The organism is Luteibacter sp. KNZ12-1A, assembly GCF_056755675.1.
The window spans coordinates 1-10,212 of sequence record NZ_JBPGXU010000127.1 but is presented as its reverse complement, the minus strand read 5'-3'; the positions used below and the strand labels follow the sequence as shown (position 1 = coordinate 10,212).

At 67.8% G+C, this 10,212-nt stretch carries 6 protein-coding genes; 3 read left to right on the top strand and 3 right to left on the bottom strand.

Annotation, left to right across the window (positions count from 1 at the left end):
- Positions 1-167 precede the first annotated feature (167 nt).
- Positions 168-1,547: an efflux transporter outer membrane subunit gene (locus tag ACR9ZJ_RS17515; RefSeq protein ID WP_481288483.1), complete on the top strand. Its 1,380-nt coding sequence runs from the start codon at positions 168-170 to the stop codon at positions 1,545-1,547.
- A 300-nt stretch (positions 1,548-1,847) separates the two neighbouring features.
- Here the strand turns inward: ACR9ZJ_RS17515 and tal are convergent, their stop codons facing one another.
- The 3 genes from tal to ACR9ZJ_RS17500 all read right to left on the bottom strand — a co-directional run bounded on the left by tal (position 1,848) and on the right by ACR9ZJ_RS17500 (position 6,678).
- Entirely contained in the window at positions 1,848-2,801 is a 954-nt protein-coding gene (gene tal / locus ACR9ZJ_RS17510) for a transaldolase (RefSeq protein WP_481281749.1), read from the bottom strand.
- 152 nt (positions 2,802-2,953) lie between these two features.
- On the bottom strand, positions 2,954-5,128 hold the full coding sequence (locus ACR9ZJ_RS17505) for a primosomal protein N' (RefSeq protein ID WP_481288482.1): 2,175 nt from the start codon (positions 5,126-5,128) through the stop codon (positions 2,954-2,956).
- A 371-nt stretch (positions 5,129-5,499) separates the two neighbouring features.
- On the bottom strand, positions 5,500-6,678 hold the full coding sequence (locus ACR9ZJ_RS17500) for a DUF3667 domain-containing protein (protein WP_481288481.1): 1,179 nt from the start codon (positions 6,676-6,678) through the stop codon (positions 5,500-5,502).
- 88 nt (positions 6,679-6,766) lie between these two features.
- On the opposite strand from ACR9ZJ_RS17500, the gene ACR9ZJ_RS17495 reads away from it, so the two are divergent.
- Positions 6,767-8,155, top strand: a complete 1,389-nt coding sequence (locus ACR9ZJ_RS17495; RefSeq protein ID WP_481281746.1) for an MATE family efflux transporter — start codon at positions 6,767-6,769, stop codon at positions 8,153-8,155.
- 53 nt (positions 8,156-8,208) lie between these two features.
- Entirely contained in the window at positions 8,209-10,128 is a 1,920-nt protein-coding gene (sppA, locus tag ACR9ZJ_RS17490; protein WP_481281745.1) for a signal peptide peptidase SppA, read from the top strand.
- The last annotated feature ends 84 nt before the right edge of the window (positions 10,129-10,212 follow it).

The following is a 10,212-nucleotide window of genomic DNA, read 5'->3' as shown; positions in this document are numbered from 1 at the left end:
GGGGCGGGGTGGGATGGGGGGGGGTTATCCACACTAAACCCCTTTTGGGGCCGCCCACCTTGGGGGCTACCCCGCGGCCGGGGGCCTGGTTACGGCAAGCCCCCACCGCCCACAGGGGCGGCCCCCACCGGAGCTGGGCAGGTGCCGGCGTCGCGACCGCCGTTCTGATGTCGCTCGGCCTGTCGGCGTGTTCGCTCGCACCTGCCTACAAGGCGCCCGATGTGCCGGTGGCGGAGCAGTACGCGAACGCGGACACCCCTTGGACGGAGGCGAAGCCGGCCGATCATATCGACAGGAATGGCTGGTGGAAGCTCTACGGCGATCCCCGGCTCGACGCGCTGCAGGCGAAGCTGGTCGCGAACAATGCGACGCTGGCGGCGGCGCTCGCGCATTACGAGCAATCGGAAGCGTTCACCCGGCAAGTGCGCGCGGGCCTCTTCCCGCAGATCGGATTGAACGGCAACGCCACGCGCAACCGTGAGTCCGACACGCGGCCCTTGCGCGGCGCCACGTCGCCCGCCTTCTACAACTCGTACACGATCGGTGCCCAGCTCGACTACGAGGTGGACCTGTGGGGTCGGGTACGCGATAGCGTCGCCGCCGGCACCGCCGAGCAGGCCGCATCGGCGGCGGATCTCGCCTCCGTGCAGTTGAGCCTCCAGGCGCAGCTGGCCGACAGCTATCTCCAGCTCAACGGCTTCGACCGCCAGATCAAGGTTCTCAGCGAAAGTATCGAGGCGTTCACCCGTGCCCTCGAGCTGACCCGCTCGCGCCACGACGGCGGTATCGCGTCGGGCCTGGACGTGGCGCGTGCACAGACGCAGTTGTCGAACGCGAAATCGCAGTTGACGCAGGCGCAGGCGCAACGCGGACTGGTGCAGCACGCGATCGCGGTGCTGGTTGGCGAATCCGCTTCGACATTCACGCTGGCGACGGATGACGACGCCGTGCGCGTTCCCACGATACCCCTCGAAGTGCCTTCGCTGATCCTGCAGCGGCGCCCGGACATCGCGGCGGCCGAGCGGCGCACGGCCGCCGCGAACGCGCGCGTGGGCATCGCTCGTTCCGCGTTCTTCCCGCAGCTGACGCTCGACGCGCAGGGTGGCTGGCAGAGCAGCGCGTGGGGCAGCATCGCCACCGCACCGAATCGATTCTGGTCGATCGGCCCGACGTTGTTCCTCAGCGTGTTCGACGGCGGCCGCCGCAAGGCCGGCGTGGATGCGGCCAAGGCGGCGACCGAGGAAGCGGGTGCGCAATACCGTGGCGTGGTGCTCAACGCCTTCGCCCAGGTCGAGGACAACCTCACCCTGCTGCGCGACCTGGGTGCGGCGCTCACGGATCAGCGAGCGGCCGCGGATGCGGCGCAGCGGTCCGTGGACCTGTCGCTCAACCGGTATCGCGAAGGCGCCGTGGGTTACCTCGATGTCGTCCAGGCCCAGACCGATGCGCTCGACGCGCGGCGCAGCGTGATCGACCTGGAAACCCGCCAGCTTCGCGCCAGCGTGCAGCTGATCCGGGCGCTGGGCGGCGGCTGGAGCAACGGCTAGGTAGGAGCCGACCCAGTCGGCGATCCCGCGGCAGCGGGCCAGGTTAAGGCAAGCATGGTGGGAGCCGACTCTGTCGGCGATCCCGCGGCAGCGGGCCAGGTCGAGGCAGCACGGTGGGAGCCGACCTTGTCGGCGATCCCGCGGCAGCGGGCCAGGTTATGGCTAGCACCCATCGCCGACAGGGTCGGCTCCCACCAGAAGCGGGCTCCAAGTGGGCTCCGACCAAGGCAGGTTCATGAAAGACCCATCATGAAAAAGGGGCCTTGCGGCCCCTTCGTGTATCGCGGGTGGTACGTCGCTCTAGAGCTTCGCGCCCAGCAGCTCTTCCAGCTTGCGCTGGTCGGCGGCGAACTTGCGGATGCCTTCGGCGAGCTTGTCGGTGGCCATCGCGTTCTCGTTGTGGCCCCAGCGGAACTTGGCCTCGTCGATCTTCGCCGGGCGATCCTCGCGGCGGCCGCTGTCCTTCAGGGCGACCGGCAGGTCGCTGGTGTTCTCGTCCAGTTCCTTGAGCAATTCCGGCGAGATGGTCAGGCGGTCGCAGCCGGCGAGCGCCTGGATCTGGCCGATATTGCGGAAGCTGGCGCCCATCACCACGGTCTCGTAGCCATGCAGCTTGTACCAGTCGTAGATGCGGCGGACCGACTGCACGCCCGGATCTTCCGCCGGCGCATAGGTCTTCTTGTCGGTGTTGGCGACGTACCAGTCGAAGATGCGGCCCACGAAGGGCGAGATCAGGAATACGCCGGCCTCGGCACAGGCCACCGCCTGCTCGAAGCTGAAGAGCAGGGTCAGGTTGCAGTCGATGCCATCCTTCTGCAGCTGCTCCGCGGCGCGGATGCCTTCCCACGTGGAGGCGAGCTTGATCAGGATGCGCTTCTTGTCGATGCCGATCTCTTCATAGAAGCCGATAAGGCGCTTGGCCTTGTCGATCGACGCCTTCGTGTCGAAGGAGAGGCGTGCGTCCACTTCGGTGGAAACGCGGCCCGGGACGATCTTGAGGATCTCCCGTCCCACCAGCACGGCCAGGCGGTCGCTGGCGTCGACCAGCTGCTGGTCGCGGCTGTTGCCCTGGCCCTTGGCCCACTGCACGGCTTCGTCGATGTAGCCCGAATAAGCGGGAATGCCGGCGGCTTTCAGCAGCAACGACGGATTGGTGGTCGCGTCTTCCGGTTTGTACTTGGCGATCGCGGTGATGTCGCCGGTGTCGGCCACGACGGTGGTGATCTTGCGGAGTTGCTCGAGCTGAGTGGTCACGTTCGGGGTCCCGTTACCTGGTTAAGACTTTCATTGTCGCGCCGATCGCCTCGCAAATGTAGGCATCCGAAGGTATCGGTTCAGCGATATCCACATGATGTGTGAGCGCGCCCGGTGCGAATCAAGCGCAGCAGGGCACAGGCGCCGCTCGCTCAATAGAGATCGATCGGGTCCACGTCCAGCGACCAGCGCACCTTGCGCGCCGCCGGCAGGCCGGCGAGGGCGTGCTGCCACGGCCTCAGGAAGCCGTGGAGGCGCGCGCGCGATCCCGCCTCCACCAGCAGTTGCCCCCGGTGCCGCCCCGCGCGCAGCGGCATGGGCGCGGGCATGGGGCCGGCGATGCGCAGGTCGCCGGGAGCGCCGATGGCCGCGTGCGCCTGGGCGAGGAAATCGTCGACCTCGGCGCGGCCCAGCGCATCGGCACGCAGCAGCACCTGGTGCGCGTAAGGCGGCAGTTCGAGCAACCGGCGTTCCTCGAGCAAGGTGGCGGCCACGGCGGGATAACCACCACGGAGCAGGCCATGAAGCATGGCGTGGTCGGGGTGGTGGGTCTGCAGGAGGACGCTGCCCGGCTTGCTGGCCCGTCCTGCGCGACCGGCCACCTGGACGACGAGCTGGGCAAGTCGCTCCCCGGCGCGAAAATCGACGCTGTGCAGGCCTTCGTCGACGCCGACGATGGCGACGAGCGTGAGATTGGGCAGGTCGTGGCCTTTGGCCAGCATCTGGGTGCCGACCAGGATCGCCGGCTTGTCCTCGCGCAGGCCATCGAGGATGTCGCCGAAGGCCTCTCGCCGGCGCGTGGTCTCGCGATCGATGCGGACCACCGGTATGTCCGGGAACCGCTCGACGAGGGCTTCCTCCAGGCGTTCGGTGCCCTGGCCCTGGGGGCTGAGGTTGGCCGAGCCGCAGGCCGGGCAGGCCGCGGGTACCGGCATGATGTTGTCGCAGTGGTGGCAGACCAGGCGGCGCCGTCCCGCGTGCAGGGTCATCGGCCGTTCGCAGCGCGGACAGTCGGCGTGCCAGCCGCAATCGTGGCAGAGCAGCACCGGCGCGTAGCCGCGGCGGTTGCGGAACACGAGGGCCTGCTCGCCGCGAGCGACCGTCTCGGCCACGGCGTGCACGAGCGTCGGCGACAAGCCATGGTCCAGTCGCTGCGCGCGCATGTCGACGATCCGCACGCGGGTGGGGTGGGACGCGCCCGGGCGCCCCCTCAACACGAGGCGGCGGTAGCGTCCCGCCTCCACGTTGCCGAGGCTTTCCAGCGATGGCGTGGCCGAGCCCAGGACCACCGGCACGTCCAGCGCCCGTGCGCGAACCAGTGCGAGGTCGCGGGCGTGGTACCGGAATCCCTCCTGCTGCTTGTAGGAGGCGTCGTGTTCCTCGTCGACGATGATCAGGCCGGCGTTCGGGAGCGGCGTGAATACCGCCGAGCGTGTCCCGAGCACGACCCGCGCCGTGCCGTCGCGGGCGCGCAGCCAGGCGCGGGCGCGTTCGCCCTCGGCCAGGTTGGAATGGAGCACCTCCACCGCCACGCCCAGCCGCTCGCGCAGGCGGCGCACGGTTTGCGGCGCGAGCCCGATCTCGGGCACCAGCAGCAGCGTCTGCTTGCCGTCGGCCAAGGCGCGCTCGATGAGGGCGAGATACACCTCGGTCTTGCCGCTGCCGGTGACGCCATCGAGCAGGTAAGGCTGGAAACCGCCGAAGCCCTCCCCGATGGCGGCGACGGCGGCGGCCTGTTCCTCGCTCAGCGCCGGGCCGGGAGCCGGCCGGGCGGGAAGCGAGGCTTCCTCGAGTTCGAGCTTCTCGATGAGTCCTGCCTCGACCAGGCGCCTCGCGGCGGCGCGCCATGCCGGCAGGGCGAAAGCGAGTTCGTCGGCGGCGCGTGGTCCCTCGTAGAGCGCTTCCAGCAGGCTGGCCGAGCCGCCCTTGCGGCTCTTCGCGTCGCGCGCGCTGCGACCCTGCGTGGTCAGCGCCCACACCTCCCGCCCCGTGGCCGGCAGCGGGCGGGGTTCGCGCAGGGCCAGGGGCAGGGCGTTGGCGAAGGCCTCGCCCGGAGCACCCGCCCAGTAGTCGGCGGCCCAGGCCAGCGTCGCGAGCAATTCGGCGTCGAGCAGGGGGTAGGGGTCGAGCACCTCGCTGGCGCGCTTCAAGCGCTTGGCGCCCACCGAGGCCTCGGCGGCCGGATCGACCACCACGCCGACCATCTCGCCGCGTCCGAAGGGAACGCGCACGCGCGAACCGGCCTTCGCTTCACCCGCCGTGGGGGGCAGGTAGTCGAACAGGGTCAGCAGGGGGACGGGAAGGGCGACGCGGAGGACGGCGGTCATGCGAGGCCTAGTTTAATGGCATATGCCGATTTTGCTGGTCAATGATTGACCATCCACACATGGGTTTGCCTAAGAATGACATCCCCCGAAAGAGGAACAGGAGCTAAGTGCCCGCCCCGAGAACGCTTTCCATGTTATCCACAACTCCTGTGGATAACTCTGTGGATGAGCTTCGGATGGGGCCCATCCAAGGCGCATGGTTGAGCCATTGGGGTTAGCTTGGGTACATTTTAACCAAGCTGAAATATATTTCTAATTCATTGACTTACGAATCGGGTCCCGGCAAGCCTTCACTACTTGTCCATCGAGCCTTGACAAACGCGAAGGCATCTCCTGCCCTGTGCACAACCGCCCGCTCCTAGGAAGAAATCCTAGTGCGCCGCAGCGATGAGGGCGGCCACCGAAAGGGCGAACAGGACCAGCCAGAAATAGACGCTGCCTATCAGCCAGTACTTCAGCAGGGTCATCGGCCAACCCTGTCGGTACACCCGTTTCTGCATCAGCAGGAGGTAGATCGGCATCCATACCCACATCGCCGCCTGGACCAGGGAGATGACCGATCCGGCGAAGGCCGCGTGCGGACGGATGGCCTCCTTGGCGAAGCCCAGGATCATCAGGCCGAGCAGGGAAATGAACAGGAAGGCATGGCTGTGCAGGGCCACGATGATGTGTTCCATGTAGAGCCGGCGGCGGAACGCGTAGAAGAGCTTCAGGATCAGCGCGAACACCGGGATCATCACGAGCAGGGTCTGCGGGATCACCGAGAAGAAGCCCTCGATCATCCGGCGCACGGCCTCTTCCTTTTGCGGCCCACCCGCCTGGATCTGCACGATGTTCGCTTTCAGGTGCGCGATGCCCACGGCGAGGCGGCGCGTCACCGCGTCAGGCAGCCAGGCGATGTCGACGACGGTCGGTCGACTGAGCCAGCCTCCGGCCCGCGGGCGTTTATCGCCCGGGGCCTGGGTGGAACCTGCGACTTCCGCGGGGTCCGCGGCGATCGGCTCGGCTTTCAGTTCCACCAGACGGCGATTCGCCGCCTCCCGAACCAGGTCGCGGGCGACTTCGAGGCCTGGCCTTGCCGCGGCCGGGAGGCCGGGTGCCTCCATCGCCTCGATCAGATCCCGGTTTTGCTCCCGATAGAGTTCGCGCACCCGCTCTGGCGTGGCCGCCTGCTGGAACGCGGCGATATCGTCGCTCGCCGCCGCGCCGTTGTCCGCCCCGCCGATATGCGTGTCGCTGATCGCCAGGTGGACGAAGAAGAAGGCCAGCAGGCAGAACACGAACATCAGGCGGAACGGCGCGATATAGCGGACGCGGCGACCGGCGAAGTACTCGAGGGTGAGGAAACCCGGCTTCGTGTACAGGGGCGGCAGCGTGTGGACGATGCGCTCGTCGAGGTGGAAGAACAGGTCGCCGGCGTCTTCGAGCATGTGCGAGACAGGCCGGATGACGCTCTTGATGGACTGGCCGCATGCGTGACAGAACTCGCCTTTCAGCTCAGCGCCGCAGTTGGCGCACATCAGACCGAGCGACGGCTTCAGTTCGTTCATTCCCAGGTTCCTCGAGTTTTCCCCTTGCGAATTCGGATGATGGCACGGCAACAGCTACAATGGGCGGCCACCTTTCGCCACTTTTCCCATGTCCATCGACCGCGCACGCGCGCGGCGTGAGATCGGAGCCACCGTCAGGCTGGCCTTGCCGATGATCGTCGCCCAACTCTCCGCCATCGGCACCAATGTCGTCGACGCCGTGCTCGCGGGCCACCAGAGCGCGCACACGCAAGCCTCGGTCGTGACCGGCGCGAACATCTGGGTGCTGGCCATCGTGACCGGCATCGGCACGATGATGGCGGTGCCGCCCACCGTCGCGCAGCTCGATGGCGCGGGCCGCCGCGCCGAGGTGGGGCCGGTATTCCACCAGGCCCTGTACATCGCCTGGGGCCTCGGCGTGCTGCTGGGTATCGGTGTCTGGCACGCTTCCCCACTGATGGTGCTGTTCGGCGTCGTGGAATCCATGCGCGCCGATGTCGAGGCCTTCCTCCATGCCATCTGCTTCGCGGCGCCGGCACTGACCACCTATTTCGCGTTGCGCGGGCTTTCCGAAGGCCTGTCGATGCCACGTCCGTCGATGTATTTCAGCTTCGGCGGGCTCGTCGTGCTCGCGCCGCTGGGTTACGTGCTGATGTACGGCAAGCTCGGCTTCCCGGTGATGGGCGCGCGCGGCAGCGGCATCGCGACCGCGATCGTGCTCTGGCTGGAAATGCTCGGCTTCGCCATCTATGTGCTGAAACACCGCAACTACCGCGACCTCAACCTGCGCGGGCGCATGGCGCGGCCGGACCGCCGGCAGATCGCCCAGCTCCTGCATGTCGGCCTGCCGATGGCGGTGACCCTGCTGATGGAGGCGGGATTGTTCGTCGCGGTCGCGCTGCTGATCGGCCGCCTGGGCGAGACGGTCACCGCGAGCCACCACGTGGCGCTGAACGTCGCCTCGGTGGCCTTCATGATCCCGCTGGGGCTGTCGATGGCGATCACCGTCCGCGTCGGCAACGCGGCCGGGCGGCGCGACGTGGCGGGCGTGCGTTATGCCGGCCTTTCCGGCATCGCGCTGGTCCTGGTCACCCAGCTCGTCGCCTCCGGCACGATGTTGCTTTTCCCGGCGGCGATCGCCAGCCTGTACACCCACGACGCGGCGGTGATCGCCACCGCGTCGCAGTTGCTCATCCTGGCGGGCTTCTTCCAGTTTTCCGATGGCATCCAGGTGGCCTCGAACGGCGCGCTGCGCGGCCTCAAGGACACCCGCGTGCCCATGGGCATCACCTTGTTCGCCTATTGGATCGTCGGCATGCCGATCGGATGGTGGCTGGCCTTCGGCCATGGCCTGGGCGCGCGTGGCATGTGGATGGGCTTGATCGCCGGTCTCAGCATGGCGGCTATCCTGCTTTTCGCGCGGTTCTGGCGGAGCAGCGCGAAGGGCCGCTGGCGCGACGATCCCGACATCGCGAAGCCCATGCCATTCCACACGTGATGCCAACGCACCGACGCGCTACGCTGCGCACAATCATTGAGGAAACCGCTTAGATGCCGGATCGCTACGACACCGTGCCGCCGCCCCTGCCGGGCCGCCCCCAGCCGGTCCCGCCGCCGCGCCGCGGTGGAGGATTCGGCCGATTCATGCGTGGCCTCGGCCGTGGCATCAACGTCACCCGGCTGGTGATCATCAACGTGATCTTCTTCGGCCTGCTGGCGGTGTTCCTCCTGCTGCTGTTCGTCGGCGGACGGGCGAGCCGGATCGACGACAAGACCGTGCTGGTGCTGGCGCCGGAAGGGGCGTTGGTGGAGCAGTACAGCGCCGACGCGTTCTCGCGCGCCGTGAACCGGATGTCCGGCGATGGCGTGAAGCAGGTGCAGGTGCGCGACCTCGTCCGCGCCATCGACTCGGCCGCCAAGGACGATCGTGTCAGCCGCATCGTGCTCCGGCCCGACAAGCTGCAGGCCGGCGGTTTTGCCGCCTTGCGCGAAGTGGGCGCCGCGCTCGATCGCTTCCGCGCCACGGGCAAGCCGGTGCTCACCTGGGCGGCCAGTCTCGACCAGGGCCAGTACTACCTTGCCGCTCACGCCGACAAGGTCTACCTCGACCCGCAGGGCGGCGTGATGGCCACGGGGCTCGCGAACTACCGCCTGTTCTACAAGGACATGCTCGACCGCCTCGGTGTGCAGGTACATCTTTTCCGCGTGGGCCAGTTCAAGAGCGCGGCCGAGCCCTTCATCCTCGACCACGCGTCGCCCGAATCGAAGGAAGCCGACGCGTTCTGGCTGGGTGGGCTGTGGACCACCTGGATCGACGAGGTGGCGACGATGCGCCACCTCGATCCCACCGCGCTGCGGGCCGACGTGGATGGCCTCGCCGAGCGCGTGCGCGACGCGAAGGGCAGCCTCGCCGAGCTGGCGGTGGAGGAAAAGCTGGCGGACGGCATCGCCACCGAGCAACAGTTCACGCAGATGCTGCGCAAGGAAGGCGTGCCCGCCGGGAAGAAGGACCAGGGTTTCCGCCAGGTCGATCTTGGTGGTTACCTCGCCGATCGCGGCCTGTCCAGCGTCGACATGCTGCAGACCGGTCCCGGCGTGGCGGTGGTCGTCGCCGAGGGCGAGATCACCGGCGGCAAACAGGCGCAAGGCACGATCGGCGGCGATTCCACCGCCGCGTTGATCCGCGCGGTGCGCAACGATCGCCGCACGCGTGCGCTCGTGCTGCGGGTGAACTCGCCGGGTGGCGAGGTCTACGCGGCGGAGCAGATCCGCCGCGAGGTCGAACTCACCCGTGAAGCCGGCATTCCGGTCGTGGTCTCGATGGGTGACGTGGCGGCCAGCGGCGGCTACTGGATCTCGATGAACGCGAATCGGATCTATGCCGAGCCGAACACCATCACCGGTTCCATCGGCATCTTCGGCATGTTCTTCACCGTGCCCGATACCCTCGCCAAGATCGGCGTGAAGAGCGACGGCGTCGCCACCGGTCCGCTCGCCGGCGCCTTCGACATGACCCGCCCGCTCGACCCCAACGTCGGCGTGCTCATCCAGAGCATCATCGACAAGGGTTATCGCGACTTCGTCGGCAATGTGGCGAAGGCGCGCGGCAAGGATTTCGCCGCCATCGACGCGATCGCGCAGGGCCGTGTCTGGACCGGCCAGCAGGCGCTCGAGCGCGGCCTCGTCGACCGCATGGGCAGCCTCGACGATGCCATCCGCGATGCCGCGCAGCAGGCGAACCTCGGCAAGGACTTCAGCGTGCGCTATGCGGAAAAACCGATGGGCGCGTTCGAACGCTTCCTCACCAGCATCGGCGACAGTTCCGAGGCCCGCGTGGCGATGTCGTGGGGCTTGCGCTTGCCCTCGTGGGTCGCCCAGCTACCGCGCCTGGCGCCGGAATGGGCGCTGTTCCGCACGGCGGAAGCCGGTAAGCCTCAGGTCTACGCTTACTGCTTCTGCTCGCCGCGCTGATCGAGAGCATCGCCGACAGGGTCGGCTCCCACCGGGTTATCGCTACCTAGTGGCTGTCTCTTATACACATCTGACGCTGCCGAC

What these genes read in the sequence shown, in the direction of transcription:
- ACR9ZJ_RS17515 (WP_481288483.1), top strand. Translation starts at nt 168, where the DNA reads ATGTCGCTCGGCCTGTCGGCGTGTTCGCTCGCACCTGCCTACAAGGCG.
- ACR9ZJ_RS17505 (WP_481288482.1), bottom strand. Translation starts at nt 5,128, where the DNA reads ATGACCGCCGTCCTCCGCGTCGCCCTTCCCGTCCCCCTGCTGACCCTG.
- ACR9ZJ_RS17500 (WP_481288481.1), bottom strand. Translation starts at nt 6,678, where the DNA reads ATGAACGAACTGAAGCCGTCGCTCGGTCTGATGTGCGCCAACTGCGGC.
- ACR9ZJ_RS17495 (WP_481281746.1), top strand. Translation starts at nt 6,767, where the DNA reads ATGTCCATCGACCGCGCACGCGCGCGGCGTGAGATCGGAGCCACCGTC.
- sppA (WP_481281745.1), top strand. Translation starts at nt 8,209, where the DNA reads ATGCCGGATCGCTACGACACCGTGCCGCCGCCCCTGCCGGGCCGCCCC.